The 21139-nt window shown below is 33.2% G+C and carries 14 protein-coding genes and 5 pseudogenes; 10 read left to right on the top strand and 9 right to left on the bottom strand.

Going from position 1 to position 21139, the window contains the following annotated elements:
* Positions 1-152: 152 nt before the first annotated feature.
* Positions 153-446 carry a cell division protein ZapA gene (locus tag ACZZ95_RS00605; protein WP_095952165.1) on the bottom strand — a complete coding sequence of 98 codons (294 nt, stop codon included), beginning with the start codon at positions 444-446 and terminating at the stop codon, positions 153-155.
* A 4-nt stretch (positions 447-450) separates the two neighbouring features.
* Complete coding sequence (locus tag ACZZ95_RS00600; RefSeq protein ID WP_463467632.1) at positions 451-741, bottom strand: hypothetical protein; 291 nt, start codon at positions 739-741, stop codon at positions 451-453.
* A 180-nt stretch (positions 742-921) separates the two neighbouring features.
* On the opposite strand from ACZZ95_RS00600, the gene ACZZ95_RS00595 reads away from it, so the two are divergent.
* The 4 genes from ACZZ95_RS00595 to ACZZ95_RS00580 all read left to right on the top strand — a co-directional run bounded on the left by ACZZ95_RS00595 (position 922) and on the right by ACZZ95_RS00580 (position 6496).
* The gene (locus tag ACZZ95_RS00595; RefSeq protein ID WP_463467631.1) at positions 922-2604 is read left to right on the top strand and encodes a M23 family metallopeptidase; all 1683 of its coding nucleotides are present in this window, start codon (positions 922-924) and stop codon (positions 2602-2604) included.
* Positions 2605-2615: 11 nt separating this feature from the next.
* The gene (locus ACZZ95_RS00590; RefSeq protein ID WP_463467630.1) at positions 2616-5081 is read left to right on the top strand and encodes a carboxypeptidase-like regulatory domain-containing protein; all 2466 of its coding nucleotides are present in this window, start codon (positions 2616-2618) and stop codon (positions 5079-5081) included.
* On the top strand, positions 5078-5659 hold the full coding sequence (locus ACZZ95_RS00585; protein WP_463467629.1) for a hypothetical protein: 582 nt from the start codon (positions 5078-5080) through the stop codon (positions 5657-5659). Before ACZZ95_RS00590 ends, ACZZ95_RS00585 begins: the two co-directional genes overlap by 4 nt.
* A gap of 117 nt (positions 5660-5776) precedes the next feature.
* A complete protein-coding gene (locus ACZZ95_RS00580; RefSeq protein ID WP_095952160.1) occupies positions 5777-6496 on the top strand; it encodes a CREC-EF hand family protein in 720 nt (239 codons plus the stop codon).
* 186 nt (positions 6497-6682) lie between these two features.
* Here ACZZ95_RS00580 and ACZZ95_RS00575 read toward each other — a convergent pair whose 3' ends face one another.
* The 6 genes and pseudogenes from ACZZ95_RS00575 to ACZZ95_RS00550 all read right to left on the bottom strand — a co-directional run bounded on the left by ACZZ95_RS00575 (position 6683) and on the right by ACZZ95_RS00550 (position 13692).
* Entirely contained in the window at positions 6683-7384 is a 702-nt protein-coding gene (locus ACZZ95_RS00575) for a DUF2971 domain-containing protein (protein WP_463467628.1), read from the bottom strand.
* A 127-nt stretch (positions 7385-7511) separates the two neighbouring features.
* Positions 7512-9342, bottom strand: a pseudogene (locus ACZZ95_RS00570) (ABC transporter ATP-binding protein).
* Between the two features lie 117 nt (positions 9343-9459).
* A pseudogene (locus tag ACZZ95_RS00565) lies at positions 9460-10377 on the bottom strand (PDDEXK nuclease domain-containing protein); the annotation flags it as partial.
* Positions 10378-10381: 4 nt separating this feature from the next.
* Positions 10382-12111, bottom strand: a pseudogene (locus tag ACZZ95_RS00560) (phospho-sugar mutase).
* An 84-nt stretch (positions 12112-12195) separates the two neighbouring features.
* Complete coding sequence (locus tag ACZZ95_RS00555; RefSeq protein WP_463467627.1) at positions 12196-13152, bottom strand: glycosyltransferase family 2 protein; 957 nt, start codon at positions 13150-13152, stop codon at positions 12196-12198.
* Positions 13153-13182: 30 nt separating this feature from the next.
* Positions 13183-13692 carry a DUF4199 domain-containing protein gene (locus ACZZ95_RS00550; RefSeq protein ID WP_463467626.1) on the bottom strand — a complete coding sequence of 170 codons (510 nt, stop codon included), beginning with the start codon at positions 13690-13692 and terminating at the stop codon, positions 13183-13185.
* Positions 13693-13942: 250 nt separating this feature from the next.
* Here ACZZ95_RS00550 and ACZZ95_RS00545 point away from each other — a divergent pair, with 250 nt between their 5' ends.
* Entirely contained in the window at positions 13943-14197 is a 255-nt protein-coding gene (locus ACZZ95_RS00545) for a type B 50S ribosomal protein L31 (RefSeq protein WP_095952153.1), read from the top strand.
* Between the two features lie 362 nt (positions 14198-14559).
* Positions 14560-15739, top strand: a pseudogene (locus ACZZ95_RS00540) (GlmU family protein).
* 124 nt (positions 15740-15863) lie between these two features.
* Here ACZZ95_RS00540 and ACZZ95_RS00535 read toward each other — a convergent pair.
* The gene (locus ACZZ95_RS00535; RefSeq protein ID WP_463467625.1) at positions 15864-16307 is read right to left on the bottom strand and encodes a PepSY-like domain-containing protein; all 444 of its coding nucleotides are present in this window, start codon (positions 16305-16307) and stop codon (positions 15864-15866) included.
* A gap of 289 nt (positions 16308-16596) precedes the next feature.
* Between ACZZ95_RS00535 and ACZZ95_RS00530 the strand changes: the two genes are divergently transcribed.
* From ACZZ95_RS00530 to ACZZ95_RS00515, 4 genes and pseudogenes are all read left to right on the top strand, one after another.
* A complete protein-coding gene (locus ACZZ95_RS00530; protein WP_463467624.1) occupies positions 16597-18231 on the top strand; it encodes an ABC-F family ATP-binding cassette domain-containing protein in 1635 nt (544 codons plus the stop codon).
* 202 nt (positions 18232-18433) lie between these two features.
* The gene (locus tag ACZZ95_RS00525; protein ID WP_463467623.1) at positions 18434-18640 is read left to right on the top strand and encodes a hypothetical protein; all 207 of its coding nucleotides are present in this window, start codon (positions 18434-18436) and stop codon (positions 18638-18640) included.
* A complete protein-coding gene (locus ACZZ95_RS00520; RefSeq protein ID WP_463467622.1) occupies positions 18612-19589 on the top strand; it encodes a porin in 978 nt (325 codons plus the stop codon). The genes ACZZ95_RS00525 and ACZZ95_RS00520 overlap by 29 nt, the downstream gene beginning before the upstream one ends.
* A 24-nt stretch (positions 19590-19613) precedes the next feature.
* Positions 19614-21048, top strand: a pseudogene (locus tag ACZZ95_RS00515) (DASS family sodium-coupled anion symporter).
* Positions 21049-21139: the final 91 nt, after the last annotated feature.

Here is a 21139-nt window from a genome sequence, read left to right as displayed (position 1 = left end):
AAGACAAGTTTTGAGCTAACTCACTGTTCAAGTTTCCCGGTCAAAGCTGGGCATACTATAGTAGCGACGATTTGCTCATTCTAAATTGTTAGTGTTGAGTTTACCAATTGTGAACTAATGTAGGCAGTATCTTAGTTTCTTGTAAAGAACGTTTAATTTTCGAGATATTGATCTAAAAGCAAATTTAATTTTTTAATTCGTTCAATGGTGTCTTCTCCATCGATTGCGTTATCAATTTGTTTTTGTTCTACTTGCGATGCAAATTGCAATGCGCACATCGCTAGTACATCTTGTTTGTCACGAACTGCGTAATTTTCTTCGAACTGCTTTATCATAGCATCAATTTTTTTAGAAGCACTTCTTAGTCCTTCTTCTTGAGCAGGTTCAACCGTTAACGGGTAAACGCGGTCTGCAATTGATATTTTGATTTTAAGCTTTCCGTCCATATTACTAATCTGATAGTTGTGCTATACAGTAATCAATTTCGCGAATTAATGAATTTATTTTAAGCTTTGTCTCTCTCTTGTTATTGTCGTCGCCAAGCAACGAATTGGCTATCTTAAGTGTTTCATTTTGCTTTTTCAAAGCTTCAATTTCTTCAGATTGTTTCTGGATAATTTGCGCGACTTTGGCTAGTTCTAATCGTAGCGCTTGATTGTTTTTCTCCAAACCTTTTGATTTTTCAAAAAGCTTTTCGACTTTATATTCAAGAGTATCAATTATTTCTGCAATTACACTCATTATACATCCTATTCATTACTTAATCCTACAAAGTTAGTATTCCTTTTTATTAATGCAATTTTTTATCGAATTTTTTACATTAAAAAGAGACAAATAAATGAAATTCAGTATATTGTGTTATTAAGTTTGTTTTCTAGGTTTTTACCTGTTAATTTTTTATTTTAGCAAAAATATTTTTTTATGAGATTATCTATACTAGCCCTTTTATCCTGTCATTTTCTATTTGCCCAAACACAATATCCTAAAGATTATTTTCGTGCTCCGCTTGATATTCCAATGCGGCTTTCTGGTAATTTCGGAGAGTTGAGACCGAACCATTTTCATGCTGGTTTTGACTTAAAAACAAACCAGAGAGAAGGACTAAGTGTTCATGCAATTGCTGATGGTTATGTTTCGAGAATTAAAATTTCAACTTACGGAAATGGGAAGTGTATTTACATCACGCATCCTAACGGATATACGTCTGTTTACGGGCATTTACAAACACCGGTTGGGACAATTCTTGATTATGTAAAAAACACACATTACAAAGAAAAAGCATATGAAATTGAGATGTTTCTAAAGCCTGATGAACTTCCGGTTACAAAGGGACAAATTATTGGACTTTCTGGTAACACAGGTTCTTCAGAAGGGCCGCATCTTCATTTTGAGATTCGCGACAGCAAAACAGAATTTGTAATCAATCCGATTTTCTTTGGCTTTGACCAAAATATAAAAGATACTAAAAAGCCGACTTTGTCAAGTTTGTATGTTTATCCGCTGGACAATGCAACTGTTAATCAGTCTAAACAGCCTTTGTTGCTTAACATGGCACTGCAAAAAGATGGAACTTATCTGGCATCAAAAGTAAAAGCAAACGGTAAAATTGGTTTCGGAATTAACGCTGTAGATACAGATGATGTTTCGTATAACAAAAATGGTGTTTTTAATGTCTCGACTTTTTTAAATGGAAATCCGAACTATAATTATCAATTTAATACGTACTCATTTGATGAAATGCGTTATATCAATGCTTTTATAGATTATTCGAGGTATAAAAAAACAAGTCAGAGAGTTCAGAAACTTTTTATGAAAACGCCTTTCGCTTTAAGCATAATTAAAACAGATTCTCAGTACGGAGTTATCACGCCAGAACCAAACTTGGCATCAAATTACAGAATTGAAGTTTCAGATTATTTCGGTAATTTAAATTCGATTACAGTGCCAATTGAATACGATACTGCAACTCCGCTTGTGCAAGCGGAACCGGTTACAGGTCCATATTTTGTGCGATATAATAAAGATTCTAATTTTGAGAAGGACAATATGTCTGTATTTTTTCCTGCTGGAACTTTCTATGAAGATTTTAATATGAACTTTGATGTTCGAAATAAGAAAATTTACATTCATGACGATACCGTTCCTGTACATTCTAATTTTACCATAACAATCAAAGACGATTCGTATCCTGAAAATTTACGTGATAAACTTTATATTGGAAAAGGTACAAGTTTTAATGGAACAATTAGAAAAGGTGATGTATTTACAGCAAAAGCAAAAATTTTAGGGCAGTACGGTTTAGTATTAGATACTATTGCTCCAGTTATAAGAATTGCCAAACCAGTTGAAGGAAAATGGATTAGTGACCAGAAAAAAATTGAGCTTACAATTGGCGATTCTTCTTCTGGAATAAAATCGTACAATGGTTACTTAAATGGAAGCTGGGTTTTGTTTGAGTATGAAAATAAAACGCGAAAAATCACGCACACTTTTGATGATCAATATTTGACGGAAGGTGAAAACTTTTTAAAAGTAGAAGTTGTTGACAATGTAGGAAATACTGCTATCTTTGAAACTCATTTTTTTAGAAGTCAACAAAAATAAAACTCAAATCTTTGAATTACAATAGATTTATATTCGCTTTCTTTTTTCTGTTTTTCAGCTGTATTGCATTTGCTCAAAATGCTCGTATAAAAGGAGTGATTTTAGATACAGAGAAACATCCGGTGTCAGGTGTTAATATTTCTTCGCAGGGCAACGTGGCGCAGTCAGATAGGAATGGCTTTTATGAAATTGCTGTTCCTTCCAATAAAAAAGTTTCTCTGATATTTACCCATGTTTCTTTAAAGATGATCAGTTTGACGGTCAGTTTGAAAAACAATGAAGAGTTTATTTTTAATCCGATTATGAATAATTCTCAGGAACAAATGGGAGAGGTTTTCGTTTCTTCGGGAAATAGAAAACGTGTTCAAGGAATTGCAACAATTGACACCGAAACCATAAAAAAGATTCCCGGTGCAAATGCGGGAATTGAGAATGTTTTAAAAACGCTTCCAGGTGTAAATTCCAATAACGAATTAAGTACACAATACATGGTTCGCGGGGGGAATTACGATGAAAACTTAGTTTATGTAAATGAAGTCGAAGTGTATCGTCCGTTTTTAATTCGTTCGGGACAGCAGGAAGGGTTGAGTTTTACGAATACAGATTTGGTGCAGAATGTTGATTTTTCGGCAGGTGGATTTCAAGCAAAATTTGGCGATAAATTATCTTCGGTTTTAGATATCACGTATAGAAAGCCAACACAATTTGGTGCTTCTTTTGAAGCTAGTTTTTTAGGAGGAAGTGCTTCTGTAGATTTGGTTTCTAAAAATAAAAAATGGTCTGCCGTTACCGGAGTTCGTTATCGAAATAATAGTCTCTTGGTAAATAGCCAAGATACGCAGACAAATTATACGCCGACTTTTGCAGATGTTCAGACGAATATTAATTATGATATTTCTGAAAAATGGCAGATGAGTTTTCTAGGTAATATTTCGCAGAATAAATATTTGTACCAGCCGTTAACCGGCGAAACAAAATTTGGAACTATCGATCAGCCAATGGCACTTGCTGTTTATTATCAAGGTCAGGAAAAAGACCAATACGATACTTATTTTGGCGCTTTAAAAACAACTTATAAAGTTTCGCCTTCGCTGACTTTAAAATTAATCGGATCTTTATTTCATACCACAGAAAAGGAACATTTCGATATCTTGGCGCAGTATCGTTTAGGAAATGTTAATGCTGAAGATCCAACAAATCCATCGGTAATTGATTTTACACGCGGAATTGGTTCGCAGTTAAGTCATGCTCGTAACGATTTGGATGCATTAATTGCCAATATTGAATTGAAAGGAACAAAAGAGTGGAAAGAGAGCCAGCTGGAATTTGGTTTAAAATACACTAGAGAATCAATTCGAGATAGAGTGGTAGAGTGGGAGATGATTGACTCAGCAGGTTTTTCTATAAATCCACCTCTGGATATTCTGCCAGAAAACAATCAGCCTTATACGCCTTATGCGGGCCCGCTTTTACCTTACAAAGATATTCGTGCTACTAATTTTAATACAATAAACCGCTTTTCGGGATATGCGCAATGGAATAAACAATCTGAAATTGGTTCGAGTCAGATTTGGTATCATTTGGGAGCGCGTTTTCAAAGCTGGAATGTTTCAGGAGCTTTAGAAGAAGGCAAGAATCAGACTGTTGTAAGTCCGCGTGCGCAATTTGCTATAAAGCCAGATTGGGATCGTGATATGGTTTTTAGAATTTCGGGCGGATTGTATCATCAGCCTCCATTTTATAGGGAACTTCGTGATTTGGATGGTGTTGTAAATCCGAACGTAAAAGCTCAGGAAGCTGTTCATGTGGTTTTAGGAAATGATTATAATTTTAAAATGTGGAATCGCCCTTTTAAATGGGTGACTGAGATTTATTATAAATCGCTTTCAGATGTCAATGTGTATTCGATTGATAATGTCAGAATTCGATATGTCGCCAATAATAATGCGAAAGCTTACGCACAAGGTCTTGATTTTAGATTGAACGGAGAATTCGTGCCGGGAACAGAATCTTGGGTTAGTTTTGGATATATGAAAACCGAAGAAAATTACGAAAACAAAGGGTATATCGCCCGCCCAACAGACCAGCGTTTAAAGTTTGCTATGTTGTTTCAGGATTATATGCCAAACATTCCGAGTGTAAAAGTGTATCTGAATTTAGTTTACAATACTGGTTTACCAGGCGGTGCTCCATCATACACAGATCCTTATTTGTACCAAAACAGATTAAACGATTACAGAAGAGCTGATATTGGTTTTGCAAAAGTTTTTGTAGACAGTAGTACGCAGAATACGAAAACAAGCTGGCTTAAAAACTTCAAAGAATTATCTGTGGGATTGGAAATTTTCAATCTCTTTAATAATCAAAATGCGATTACAAATACTTGGGTTCGCGATGTGTATTCTAAAAATCAATATGCGATTCCAAATTATATGACTTCTAGAGTTTTTAACGTTAAGATTAATGCGAGGTTATGATAGAAAAACGTAAAAAAAGAAAGAAAATTTTTTACGTTCCAGGAATGGTTTCTTTGGTTTTGATCCCCTTATTTTGTTTTTACCATTTTTATAAAGTTGATGCTTTTGAGGTTTATAATAAGATAGAATTATACATTCCGGTTAATGATGAATTTGAAAAGTATAAATTTCCTACGTCGCGGGAATATAAAGTATTTAATTTTGATGGAAGCCAGTCAGAAAAGGATAGATTAAACGAAATGAAACTTTATCTTAGGAAACTAAGAGTTGAAAAAGATACCATAAACGGAATTAAAATACATTTTGGTTCAAAATCTCCTTATCAGACTTTTATTACCAGTCTCGACATTTTATTTGAAGAAGAAGCTCCAACTTGGATAACAAATAAAAATGATATTTATGTTTTAGGGAGTAATAACACTTATAAAAAGCGTAAAGACACTATTGAAAATCATACAATGAATTGTGGAACAGGAGAATTAATGAGGCGACGAGGCTTATTGGGGGCAGAAAAACAGAAAAAGAAGAAGAAGCACGTGTTTTTCAAGTTTCATTTTTTGCGCAAAAATGGCAGTTAATCTTCTGCGGATATTTCGGACTTATTCTTCTTAATATCTTTACACTAGTAAAATTCAATAAAAACCAGAATTACAATCAAAAATAGTATATTTGATAATCGAATATAATCCGTTTAGATGAAAAAGTATTTTAAATATATAGCCTTGGGAATCATTGGGACAGTAATAAGCTGTCGTGAGGAAGTTAAAAAGCCAAAAGTAAGTTATGACGTCTCAAATAAAGTAAGTATTACTAAAGCAGATTCTTCTCAGATTGAAATTGCAGATCTGCCAATTCAGATGGAAGGAACAAACTATTTAATTCACCCAGTTGGAGATTTAAGGGTTTATGAAAAAGGGTCAAAAGCCAGATTAGGTTCTTCAAGCGTAAATGATATAAGTTTTACTATTTCTAATTTAGGCGAATATGAAATCACAGGTTATCTTCAGAATTTAAAATTTCAAAAAGTAGATTCAGATTCTATTCGTCCTTTGTCAGATAAACCAATTTTGATATTAACGGCGACTTATTTAAAAACAGTTGCAGATAAAACTCATAATAATGTTATGGTTTACACCCTAACAGATTCTGATACAAATAAAGACGGAAAAATAGATACCAGCGATATTAAAACTCTGTATTTAAGTGATATCAGCGGAGAAGGTTTCACTAAAGTTTCTGCTGATCTGGAAGAGTTGATTGACTGGAGTTTAGTAGAATCTAAAAATCGTTTGTATTTTAGAACAATCGAAGACACCAATCAAAATGGTCAATTCGATAAAAATGATGTACTGCACTATAATTATATAGATTTGACTTCTAAAAAATGGGAAGTTAAAAGTTATAAACCTATTTAAGGTTCTGAGATACTAAGGTTCTAAGGTTTTGAATCTTACACTTAAAAAGCCATTTAAAAATGTAGATTTTTAAATGGCTTTTTTTGTAATCAAAAAAGAAATCCTTTTTAATTCTTTTAATCTATTGCAAAAAAAAAAAACTTAGAATCTTAGTGTCTCAGAACCTTAGCATCTTTAAAAAAAAACTCAAATTAAAATATCGCTCTCCAGATCTGATTTCTCAATTTCGAAACCAAAATCCAGACGTTCGACCAATTCGATAACTAGTTTTTTATACCAGTTTTCAGATTTGGGATGAATATAAATCTTCTCAATCAACTGATTAATATCGACATTAATTTTTAGTCCGTCGTTTAGTTTTAAAGTGCTTTTTGAAGTATCAGTAATAATGCGGACTTCACGTTCGTACTGAAAACTTTTTCTTTTGAATAAAAACGGAAAGAACAAATCATCAAACGGAATATATTCTTTTTTGTAATCGATATAATTTACTTCACCAATATACTGATCAAAATTGTTTTCTGGTTTTAAAGCTTTCTGTAATCTTCCAATGGTTGACTGAATGGCTAATCCTTCACTATTTTGTGTGAAAATCTGCCACATAGCAAACGATTCATATTCATTAATATGCCAGTCGCTTATAGCTACTTTTTCGCGATGCGTTTTGTAATAATTTAAAAAATCAGGATTATCGACTGCTAGTTTTTTAATCTCTTCGTAAGTGGGTTCACTGAAAGTACCTTCATATTGATCTTCAAATTTGTCAGAACGTGACATGAATAATTTCTTTGAAAGTAAAAGATCTAAAAATTTAGACAAATCCAGATATTTCCAAACTATAGTGTCAGGATCTTCAGTAAGCGTGATGTTTGGGTTGTTAAGATACATTCTTTTGAGGTTAAATGATTTATTCTTAAGCTCACCTAAAGTTATAAAAATAAACACAGATTAAAGAAATTAAATTGAGTTTTAATATTTCCTTAATCTGTGCAGATTTTGATTTTATTTATAAGTATTAAGATTCGAAAGACTGCATGGTAACCAATTTATTATAAGTTCCGTTATGGGCTATTAATTCGTCATGAGTTCCCTGCTCAACAATTTTTCCTTTTTGCATGACTACAATTAAATCTGCTTTTTGAATAGTAGAAAGTCTGTGGGCGATCACTATTGAAGTTCTGTTCTGCATCATGTTTTCGAGTGCAAGCTGAACGAATTTTTCACTTTCAGTATCTAATGCAGATGTTGCTTCGTCCAAGATCATAATCGGCGGATTTTTTAATACCGCTCTGGCAATAGATAAACGTTGTTTTTGTCCTCCAGAAAGTTTGTTTCCGCTGTCGCCAATGTTGGTGTAAATTCCAGCCGGCAGGTCTTTTACAAATTCGTAAGCATTTGCAATTTTTAGTGCTTCAATAATCTCATCATCTGTAGCGTCTAGTTTTCCTAATGCAATGTTGGCTTTTATAGTGTCATTAAACAAAATACTGTCTTGCGTTACCAATCCCATTAAACCTCGAAGTGATTGAAGATTTAAATCTTTGATGTTAATTCCATCAATAGAAATTGTTCCTTCATTAACATCGTAAAAGCGGGTTAATAAGTTGGCTATTGTACTTTTACCGCTTCCAGACTGACCAACAAGTGCAACGGTTTGTCCTTTTTTAATTTGAAGAGAAAAGTCTTTTAAAACCGTTTCTTCTTCGTATTTAAAGTTTACATGTTGAACAGAGATAGTATCATCAAAAGTCGTTTTTTCGACTGCATTTTCTTTAGAAACAATTGTGTTTTCCTGATCTAAAACTTCTAATACGCGTTCTGCTTGCGGCATTTCCTCTTTTTACACCATACGAAGCTTTAGAAATTGCTTTTGCTGGAGTTAAAATGTTATAAGCTAAACTCATGTAGCCAATAAAAGAGGCCGCATCTAAAGTTTTGTCAATTAAAACCATTTGTCCTCCAAACCACAATAAAATGGTGATCACCAGAATTCCCATAAATTCACTCGCTGGCGAGGCAAGGTTTTGTCTGTTTCCTATACTGTTTGAAAGTTTGAAAAAACGGTCTGTTGAATTTTGAAATACAGAGTTGAAGTAGTTTTCAGCGTTATAGCCTTTTACAACTTTTAATCCGCCGACTGTTTCTTCAATTGTAGATAGAAAAGTTCCTTGTTCCTGCTGTGCTTTCGTAGATTGTTTTTTAAGTTGTTTTCCAATCAGGGAAATTAAATAACCAGAAATCGGAATAAAAATAAAAACAAATACAGTTAGCTTAACGCTGATATAAAGCATTGCAAAAATGGTAAATATGATCGTTAAAGGTTCTTTGACGATAAGTTCCAAGATCGCTAAAAATGAAGTTTGTACTTCGTTTACATCGCCGGAAATTCTTGAAATTACATCACCTTTTCTTTTTTCAGAATAAAAAGCCAGAGGAAGTTCAAGTGTTTTTTTGTACATCGCGTTACGCATATCTTTCAATATTCCGTTTCTTAGGAAATTGATAAAAAACATGGCTAGATAATCGCATAAGTTTTTTAATAAAAATATAGTGATAATTACGGAAACCATTATTGCTAAAGTATGTCCGGCGCCATAAGTATCTGTTGTGTTCGTAATGAAGTAACTCAAAGAATCTTCGGCATAATGCTTGATTTCAGTAATTCCAGTATAGACTGGTTTTACAGTATTTCTTTTAGTTTGATCAAATAAAACTTGAATCATTGGAATTAATGACACAAAAGAAAGTGTGCTGAAGAGTGCATACAAAACATTAAAGAAAATATTTAAGAATGCATATTTTTTATATGGGTATATAAAAGGAACTATTTTTTTGAAATTACTCATTTTTATGGATATTGTTTTCTGCGATGGCAATTGCTCTTTCGAGTTTTTCCAGCAATAATTTTTTTCTGGTAATTGGGTTAAATAAGCTGAAACTTTAATTTGTTCGTCGTTGTCCAGCATTAAGTAATTAATTTGTTCAGGCGATTTTTCACTGCACAAAATTAATCCAATTGGTTTGTTTTCTCCTTCTTTTTGTTCATTTTTCTCTAACCAGCGAAGATATAATTCCATTTGACCTTTGTATCCAGCCTTGAATTTCCCTAATTTCAAGTCTATAGCAACCAGTCGGCGTAAGCCTCGATGATAAAAAAGCAGATCGATGTAAAAGTCTTCATCATCTATAGTTATTCTTTTTTGACGTGCCAAGAAAGCAAACTCACTGCCCATTTCGGTAATAAAGTTTTGTAATTGTGCTAAAATGGAACTTTCTAAATCTTTTTCGGAATAACTGTCATGAAGTCCTAAGAAGTCTAAGAAATAGGGATCACGAAAAGCTAAATCTGGACTGATTTGTTTTTCGTTTTTTAATAAAGCTAAGTCGTTAATAATTGTTTCTTCCGGCTTTTTGCTAATAGCAGTTCTTTCAAAAAGCATGCTGTCAATACGATCTTGTAAGGTTCGTACACTCCAGCGTTCGTGAATACTCATTTGGATATAGAATTCACGCTTAATATTGTTTTCAATGTAGATCAGGGCTCTTATGTGAGACCAAGTCAATTTTGCACACAGTGTGTGCAAAATTGTAAAGTCTTGTATTACAGAGTTTAACTTAATAAAGCTTTGTAGATTTCTTTTGTTGAAACCTATTCCATATTTATTGGTTAAAGCCTCGCTTAATGTTGGAATTATTTTCTTTCCATAATCAGCTCGATCGTTTTTTAGAATTTCATCATTGATGTTTTTTCCAATCTTCCAATATAGAAGTGTCAATTCCTGATTGACTGTTTTGGCAACAAAATGGCGCGTCTGATCTATTAGTCCAATTATTGAGTCTAATAGTTCGGGGTTGTCACTTGTGTCAAGTTTGTCACTCATTTTATTACTTCAATTGCATATCTGCAATGATATTCTGTATTTTTTTGATCTAAGAAACTTTCCGCTTCATCAAAATCCTGAACCGATTCTAATTCAGCATTTACGCTAATATAGAATTTAATTTTTGGTTCTGTTCCGCTTGGTCTTGCGCAAATTTTAGATCCGTCTTCTGTATAGTAAATCAATACATTTGATTTTGGAATATCCATTACAGATTCTTCATTTGTCAGTAAATTCAACGCAGTAGATGATTGATAATCTTCAACCATAATAACGCGCTGTCCGTTAATTTCTTTCAAAGGATTTTGACGTAAATCAATCATCATCTGATTAATTTCCTGTAAACCTTCCATTCCTTTTTTAGTCAATGAAACCAAAAATTCTTTGTAAAAACCATTTTCAACATAAAGTTGTAAAAGTTCTTTATAAACGGAACTTCCTGCGGCTTTCGCTTGTGCAACAACTTCGCAAATTAATAAAGTAGCGACAACAGCATCTTTATCTCTAACAGCATCGCCAACCATGAAACCGAAACTTTCTTCACCGCCTCCAATAAATTGAAGTTCTGGGAAATCTACGATCATTTTTGCAATCCATTTAAATCCTGTCAAACCAACTTTGCATTCAACACCATAACTTGTTGCCAGTTCCATCATCATTGGAGTAGAAACAATAGTGGATCCTACAAATTGTTTTCCATTAATTTTACCTGCTTTTTTCCATTGTTTTAAAAGGAAAGAAGTCATTAAAACCATAGTTTGGTTTCCATTCAATAAAATCATTTTACCGTCATTGTTTCTAACAGCAACACCTAAACGGTCACAATCAGGATCTGTTCCAACAACAATATCCGAATTTGTTTTGTCTGCCAAAGCCAAAGCCATTGTTAAAGCCTCTGGTTCTTCTGGATTTGGAGATTTTACCGTTGGGAAATCCCCGTCTGGAACTGCTTGTTCAGGTACAATATGAACATTTTTGTAACCAGCCTGAGATAAAGTATCTGGAATAGATTTTATAGAAGTTCCGTGCGGCGAAGTGAAAACAATATGAAGATTGTCTTTGGCTTCTGCCGGAGTATTAAAACTTGCGTTTTCAATAGATGATTTTATAAACGCTTTGTCAATTTCAGTATCAATATATTGAATTAAGCTTTCGTTTGCATTGAATTTAATTTTATCGTAGTCTAAACTTTCGATAACTTTAATGATTTCACCATCCTGAGGAGGAACAATTTGACCGCCATCCTGCCAGTACACTTTGTAACCGTTATATTCTGGCGGATTATGAGAAGCAGTAAGCACGATACCGCATTGGCATCCTAAATGTTTAAGTGCAAAAGATAATTCTGGAGTTGGTCTTAAGTCCGAAAACAAATAAACTTGAATTCCGTTTGCAGAAAAAACATCAGCAACCACTTTTGCCAAGGTATTACTGTTATGACGGCAGTCGTAAGCAATAACTACTTTTAAAGGTTCGTTTGGAAAAACTTTGTGTAAATAATCAGATAATCCCTGAGTATTTTTTCCAAGAGTGTATTTGTTGATTCGGTTATTTCCAACCCCCATAACACCTCGCATACCGCCGGTTCCAAATTCTAGGTTTTTGTAAAAACTCTCTTCCAGGTCTTTTGGAGAGGTAGTCATTAATTCTTTTACTGCTTGCCTGCGTTTCTTGATCAAACGTAGGCGTGAGCCATTCATTTACAGCGTTTAAAATATTAGGTGCTATATTCATTTAAATTTTCTTTTATGTTTTAAATAAAGGTAGTTTTTCTTGAAAAGTTAATTTGACTCAAAACGATTTTTTTCCTGATTTGTATCAAAAATTCACTTCACGTGCTACTTTATATCTTTCTTCATTATTCTTGGTTCTTAAAATAATTTCACCTAAAAATCCAGCTAAGAAAAGCTGTGTTCCTAAGATCATTGTTGTTAATGCGATATAAAACCAAGGATTACTAGTAACTAGAGTGTATCGCATTCCGTTATACATATGGTATAATTTTGAAACTCCAATATATCCTGCAGACAAAAATCCGATGATAAACATAATAGAACCCATTGCACCAAATAAGTGCATAGGTCTTTTCCCGAAACGGGATAAAAACCAAATGGTAATTAAATCAAGAAATCCGTTGATAAAACGCTCCATTCCGAATTTTGTTTCACCATATTTTCTAGCTTGATGAATAACCACTTTTTCGCCAATTTTTCCAAAACCGGCATTTTTGGCCAAAACTGGTATATAGCGGTGCATTTCGCCAGAAACTTCAATGTTTTTAACCACAACGTTTTTGTATGCTTTTAATCCGCAGTTAAAATCATTTAGCTCAACTCCAGAAGTTTTTCTCGCGACCCAGTTAAATAATTTTGAAGGAAGATTTTTTGCCACGACAGAATCGTAACGTTTCTTTTTCCAGCCAGAAACCAAATCGTATTTCTGACCTGTAATCATATCGTATAATTCAGGAATTTCATCTGGACTATCTTGCAAATCGGCATCCATTGTAATAATAACGTCGCCCTTCGCTTTTGCAAAACCAGCGTGTAAAGCCTGCGATTTTCCAAAGTTCTTCATGAAACGAATGCCTTTTACATTCGGATTCTCGTTAGAAAAACCTTCGATAATCTGCCAAGAATTATCTGTACTACCATCATCTACAAAAATGATTTCATAAGAGTAATTGTTAGATTGCATCACTTGAATGATCCAAGTATAGAGTTCTTTAAGTGATTCCTCCTCGTTTAGAAGCGGTATAAGTATAGATAAATTCATTTATTTTTTTATTCTTGTGTAGATTTGCTTTTAAAAAATCTCTGCGAAAATCAATCCGAAAATTGCACTGACAACAATAGCAAAAACAGATCCTTTTGCTAGTTCTACAGTAGAATATGGACTGCTTTCTTTCATTTTAGCAACTGCTTCATTAATTGCAGATGCAGGTGTGCCAAATTTCTGCATCATATTGACAGTATATTTGATCATAATTTCGCTTAAAGTATCTTTTGCTCCCGGGTCAATAACATTAAATAAAACAATGTTAAAAGTTGTAGAAATTAAAATACCAATTACAGCGACTATAAAATAAGTGGTAAAAGCATCTTTAAAACTAAAAACGCCATTCAGTTCTTTCTTAGTTTTAGAAAGTAAAATAATGCTGATCGTAAGACTTATCGCTATTCCTATAATTCCCATCCACCAAGCTGTAAATAGGTTTAAATCAACAGCGTATATCGTAGCAGTAACCAAAGCAGATGCAATTCCAATCATTACACCATACGTAATACCATTCTTTTTTATAACTTCATTAATCATATTTTTATATGTTTTAAAATTAATCCACAAATATAGTAATTCCCACTATAATCGGAGATAAAAAAAGCTTTTCGAAATAAACTAAAAAAAAGTGGGCTAACTATTTGTTTATTAAAAAAGAATTGTAAATTTGCACACTCAAAAATAATTAAAAGTTTTTAAACAAAAAGAGTATCATTTGTTTACACCTTTTTCTAACCATGAAAAAGCTTCAAAATAAACATACTCCAAACAATAAATAAAAGAAAAGATGAAAAAAGGAATTCACCCAGAAAATTACAGATTAGTTGCATTTAAAGACATGTCAAATGATGACGTTTTTATCACTAAATCTACTGCAGATACAAGAGAAACAATTGAAGTTGACGGAGTTGAGTATCCAGTTGTAAAAATGGAGATTTCTAGATCATCTCACCCTTTTTATACTGGTAAATCTAAACTTATCGATACTGCAGGACGTATTGATAAATTCAAAACTAAATATGCAAAACACGCTAAAAAATAATAGCTGTTTTAAATTATACAAAAGCCTTCCAGATTTGGGAGGCTTTTTTTTGCGTTAAATTTTCCTAACTGCAAAAAAAATAAGAATCTGATTTTAAAATATTGCCCGTGGTTTTAACCATGGGGTGCGTATTGTGAATATATTGCGTCCCAGCGGTTGAAACCGCTGGCTATGTTAAAATTGTAAAATCAAACCTCAGGCTTTACTAATTGATGTAATTTAAATGAATAAAAATTCAAGGCAATATGAAATTTTGTGCATTCGTGGCTATTTACATATGAATATGGTTCATGTAAAGTATAAATATTTGTAACTTTGAGCCAGGTAACCAAATCAATATTTTAACAAACACTCAATTATTTATGAACTACATTCTTTTCGACGGACCCGTTCGGAATGCTTTATTACCTTTTACCTTTACGAGGCCTGTGGCTGACATTTTGGTCGGAATAATGACCATTCGTCAAAAATGGGAAAAACGTCTGGGTTCGACAATTACTACTATAACCGAAGAATATTTGTCTGAGAAATTTCCAATGGTGGAAATGGAAGAAAATGTAATGATCAATGCGGCGTATTTGCCAAATGATACACTTGCAGAGATGGTTTCAAACTTAACAGAAAATCAGGCAATATTTAAAGGGGAAGATGTAATAGCATTTTTTGCGTCTGAAAATCAAGAAGAAGTCGATTTTGATTCTTATGAAATTATTCATTACAATGATGATTGTATCACAATTGAACATACTTGGGATATTTTCTCTAAAAATGATGCAGGCAATCCGTGAGGATTTTAATTATTTAACCGAAGATCGAAAATCGCATGACCAATTCCAAAAAGCGTTAATGTAATTGCTCCCGAAAATATATTTATAGAAGAAGGTGCAAAATTAGAGTTTGTAACTTTAAATGCTTCGAATGGACCTATCTATATAGGTAAAGATTCGGAAATTATGGAAGGCACTACAATTCGCGGCCCTTTCGCTTTATGCGAAAAAAGCGATGGTAAAAATGTCGGCTAAAGTTTATGGAGCAACAACCGTTGGGCCAGGATCTAGAATAGGCGGGGAGGTTAAAAATTCTGTTCTTTTTGCGAATTCAAATAAAGGACATGAAGGGTTTTTAGGTGATTCTGTTTTAGGGGAATGGTGTAATATTGGAGCTGATTCTAATAATTCAAACCTGAAAAATAATTACGAAGAAGTAAAGTTATGGAGTTACGAAACAGAAGGTTTTGCAAAAACCGGACTTCAGTTTTGTGGTTTAATGATGGGAGATCATAGTAAATGCGGTATCAATACAATGTTCAATACAGGAACTGTTGTTGGGGTAAGCGCTAATATTTTTGGATCTGGTTTTCCGCGTAATTTTGTTCCAAGTTTCTCTTGGGGCGGTGCGGCTGGATTTACAACTTATGTGACTAAAAAAGCTTTTGAAACAGCACGATTAGTTATGAGCCGAAGAAATATTGATTTCGACGCAACAGAAACAGCAATTCTAGAACATATTTTTGAGGAAACTAAGAAATGGAGAAAGGATTAACTTAATTAGATAATTAGTCAATTTGAAAATTAGATAATTTCAAACCCGACAGGTTTTTAAAACCTGTCGGGTTTATTTTTTTTTGCTAATGTAAATTATGAAATGATTGTGCCAAAGCAAAATCCTATTTATCTATTTTACTGAAATCTCCTTTTAAATTGAATTTTAATTCTAAACCGTTGCTTAGTTTTGTTTCATAGCCAAAAGTTTCAATTTCTATTTTGGTTACTTTTTCTTTAGGAAAATTTGTCTTTATGTAAGAAGTAATTTTTTGAGGGATAATAGATTTTGGAATTTTGGCATTTTTGCCGTCAACCTCTTTCCAATTTCCTTTTTTGTCGAATTCAATTTCTATTTGATTGTCGAATTTAACTTTATATTCTGTAGAAAGAATTTCTTTGTCTTCCAATATATAACTTGGTTTTTTTGATCCAAAATGTGTTTTTAAGAATGTTTGTGCGTTTGCAGGTAAAGCTTCTTTTTTGATTACAGTTTTTTGTGCATGTGCAGAAAGTCCAGATATTAATCCTGCAATTAGATAAATAGTCAGTTTTAATTTCGTTCTCATATTTTTCTGGTTTTTAAATTATTATACAAGATAAGGCGAAAAATTTGAAATATGGCAGGCCTGATTGCTTTTTAAAAACCTATCGTATTTCATTCTTTTACGGCTTTCGAAAATTATCTAATTGTCACATTGCAACATTTTCTAATCACCACATTCTCAAAATTATCTAATTCATAAATTGCCACATTTTCTAATTGCCTAATTATCGAATTAATCTATCTTTGCAAAGCACGAAAAAAATAGGTAGTCACATAAACGATTAACCGATTAAACAAATTCACAGAAAATAATGATTACAGTTAACGATATTTCGGTTCAGTTTGGTGGAACTACACTTTTTAGCGATGTTTCTTTTGCTATAAATGAAAACGATAAAATTGCCCTTATGGGTAAGAATGGTGCAGGAAAATCTACACTTTTAAAAATAATTGCTGGTGTAAGTAAACCTTCTACCGGAAGTATTTCTGCTCCTAAAGAAGCTGTAGTCGCTTATCTTCCACAGCATTTGCTTACACAAGACGGTTCTACTGTTATGGAAGAAGCGTCAAAAGCATTCAGTGAGATTTTTAAAATGAAATCGGACATTGACGAAATAAATGAGCAGTTAACAGTTCGTACGGATTATGAAAGTGACGAATACATGAAATTGATCGAAAGGGTTTCTGACTTAAGCGAAAAATTTTATGCAATTGAAGAAGTAAACTACGAAGCAGAAGTAGAAAAGATCTTAGTGGGTTTAGGTTTCGAACGTGAAGATTTCTCACGTCAGACTTCTGAATTTTCGGGAGGATGGAGAATGCGTATCGAGCTTGCTAAAATCTTATTGAGAAAACCAGATTTAATTTTGCTGGATGAGCCTACCAACCACATGGATATCGAAAGTATTCAATGGTTAGAAGATTTCTTGTTGAACCAAGCTAAAGCCGTTGTGGTAATCTCACACGATAGAGCGTTCGTAGATAATATTACAAATCGTACTATCGAGGTTACAATGGGAAGAATCTACGATTACAAAGCAAAATATACTCATTATTTAGAATTGAGAAAAGACCGTCGTATCCACCAGCAGAAAGCTTACGACGAACAGCAAAAAATGATTGCAGATAACAGAGCTTTTATTGATCGTTTTAAAGGAACTTTTTCTAAAACAGATGCCGTTCAGTCTCGTGTTAAAATGTTAGAAAAACTGGTTATCGTTCAGGTTGATGAAGTAGATACATCAGCATTAAAATTAAAATTCCCGCCGGCGACACGTTCTGGACAATATCCTGTTGTAGTAAAAGATTTGTCTAAATCTTACGGAGATCACGTTGTTTTTAAAGATGCTAATATTGTGATCGAAAGAGGACAAAAAGTGGCATTTGTTGGAAAAAATGGAGAAGGAAAGTCGACCATGATCAAAGCGATCATGAAAGAAATTGGTATTGATGAAGGAAGCGTTGAAATTGGGCATAATTCTCAAATTGGTTATTTTGCACAAAATCAAGCAACTTTATTAGATGAAAATGCTACCATTTTTGAAACTATTGACAATATTGCTGTTGGTGATATTAGAACACAGATTAAAAATATTTTAGGAGCTTTCATGTTTCAAGGTGATGATATTACCAAAAAAGTAAAAGTACTTTCTGGAGGAGAAAAGACACGTTTGGCAATGATCAAATTATTGTTGGAGCCAGTTAACTTATTAATTCTGGATGAGCCTTCAAATCACTTGGATATGAAGACTAAAGATATTATCAAAGATGCACTTCGCGATTTTGACGGAACTTTAATTCTGGTTTCTCACGACCGTGATTTCCTAGACGGATTGGCAACTAAAGTTTTTGAATTTGGAAACAAAAGAGTAAAAGAACATTTTGAAGATGTTGCAGGTTTCCTTGCTCATAAAAAAATGGATTCGATGAGAGAGATCGAAAAATAAGTTAAAACAATATAAAATCAAAAAAGCATAAGTTAATTCTTATGCTTTTTTTGTGCTTTAATATTAAAAAAGTTCAAGGTTTGTAATAGTTTAAAATATGACTTAGATCAGGTTTTTACCTAATGTATCAAATTAAATTTACTGTAAGAATAAACTTATTTTTAAAAAATGTTTATTCAATTAAAAATTTAATTTTTTAGTTATGAATCAGATAAATAATTTTTTAGGTTTTAAAACCTTTCTTCTACTTTTAATACTTCCTTTTTTAGCAAATGGACAAACTGCAGAGTCCAATTCGCAGACAGAAGTAAAATACCCGCAGTTCAAATTTCAAGGACTTTTTCAGGCACGTTATTTAAGTGGTTTTACCAACGGGATTGATGCGACAACAGGATTGCAAGCATTGTGATGGTAAGGCAGTCGAAAATACATTTGATATTAAAAGAATGCGTTTGGGAGTAACAACCAAATTGGGAGAACGGTTTGATGTTGTGGTTTTGGCAAATTTAGCTGATTTCAAATCTGATCCAAAAGGGAAAGTTCTTGAAAATGCTTTTGCGAGATATACTTTTAATAAAAACGTTGGATTTTTGATTGGTCAGTTTAGACCAGCATTTGGAATCGAAGAATTGAATCCTGCTGATATTCTTAAATCGTTCGATTATTCTAATCAGTATACAGAATTTGGAAATAACGGCTGGACAAGCTTTCAGATTGGAGCTTCAATGTTCGGAAAGTTTGATTTAGGAAAACTACCAGTTACATATGCAGTTACTGCGGTAAATGGAAATGGAAAAGACCAGGTATCTGATAAAGATAATGGTAAACTATATTCTTCACGCTTAGGTTTTGAATTGGACAAAAAACATGCTGTCAATTTCGGAATCAATGGCGGAATTGGTGAAGTTTATAATAATAAAGTATATGCAGTGGGACTAGATCTTACAGCCGACTTTAAATTGACAGATAAATTAATACTTCAAACGCAGATTGAGGCAAAACAAGGAATTAATCATTACTTGTATTATTCTTTAGCTGCAGATTCGAGAACTTCGAACCTTAACGAATATCAAATGAGAGGCGCTTACTTTCTGCCAAATTTGAGATATGAAATAAAATACCAAAAACTTACTGCAATAGAATTCTCCTGCAGATATGAATATTTTGATAGGAGTTTTAAAATTGATTCAAACGCAAAACAGACGTATACACCTATGGTGGGTCTAGAGTTTGGAAAAGGCTATACTGGGCGTATCGAAACGGGAATGCAGTTTGATAATTATAAGCGTAACATTTCAAATACTACAGCATACGATAACAATTTATTTATCATACAATTTCAAGGAAGATTTTTCTAAACACATTAAATTATTTTAAATATCATGAAAGAAATAGATATAAAAAAATCACTTATTACACTTGTAATAGGTTTGATGATTTGGTTTGTTCCTATTCCAAAAGGACTTACACCTGAAGCCTGGCATTTATTTGCAATTTTTATCTCAACAATTATCGGAATTATTTTAAAAGTCGCGCCAATGGGGAGTATGTGCATGATTGCTATTGCTCTTACTGCTTTTACTCGAGTTTTGGCACCAGAAAGTGCAGGAGATTCTATTACTCTCGCTTTAGGAGGTTTCGGTAACAAGGTGATTTGGCTTATAGGAATTTCATTTTTTATAGCTCGCGGATTTATAAAAACAGGTTTAGGCAACAGAATCGCTTTTTTATTTATTAAAATATTTGGAAAAAGTTCGCTTGGGTTAGCTTATGGTTTAGGGTTGGCAGATTTAGTTTTGGCGCCAGTTGTGCCAAGTAATACGGCACGCGGAGGAGGAATAATTTATCCTATTATGAAAGCAATGGCAATGAATTTCGATTCAGATCCTGATAAACCAGAAACACGCAGAAAGTTAGGAGCCTTTTTAACGTTAAGCAGTTATAACGTAAATTTAATTGCCTCGTCTATGTTTTTAACAGGAACGGCAAGTAATCCGATGTGTCAAAAATTTGCTGAAAATTTAGGAATACATATTTCTTGGACTTCTTGGGCGATTGCGGCATTAATTCCTGGTTTGACAGCATTTTTTGTAATTCCTTTTTTATTATACAAAATTTATCCTCCTGGATTAAAAAAAACAGGTGATGCTCCAAAATTAGCATCTCAAAAATTAAAAGAGATGGGGGCAATCTCAAAAAACGAATGGCTGATGCTTTTAACGTTCGTTATTTTATTATTTCTTTGGATGACTGGAGATCTTTTTTCGATAGATGCAACTACAACTGCATTTATAGGATTGGTAGTTTTACTGCTTACTTCTGTTCTAACTTGGGAAGATGTAAAAGGAGAAAAAGGAGCATGGGACACAATTGTGTGGTTTGCAGTTTTAGTGATGATGGCAAGTTCTTTAGATAAATTAGGATTTATTGGCTGGTTTAGTGAAATTGTAAAAAGTCATATGTTAGGTTTGAGCTGGCAGTTAGCTTTCATAATTATTATTGCAGTCTACTTCTTTAGTCACTATATTTTTGCAAGTGCAACAGCTCACGTTGCCGCAATGTATGCCTGCATTACTGGCAGTTGGAGTTTCGCTGGGAGTTCCAGGATTGTTTTTGGCATTTATGTTAGGATTTGTGGGTTCATTATATGGAACATTAACTCATTACGGCCACGGACCGGCACCGGTTTATTTTGGAAGTGGTTATGTAGATTTAAAAAATTGGTGGACAAAAGGACTTATTACAGGGCTTGCAATGTTATTGATTTATCTGGTTATTGGAGGTTTATGGCTAAATGTAATAGGATACATTAACTAAAAAAGAATAACATATTTTTAAAAGGCATAAGAATTACTTATGCCTTTTTTGTTTTTATGTAAATACTATAACATTATTTTAATGCAACTTT

The sequence above is a fragment of the Flavobacterium sp. AC267 genome (assembly GCF_979258715.1).
Note: the sequence above shows the minus strand (reverse complement) of the source record. Positions and strands in the feature narration are given on the sequence as shown.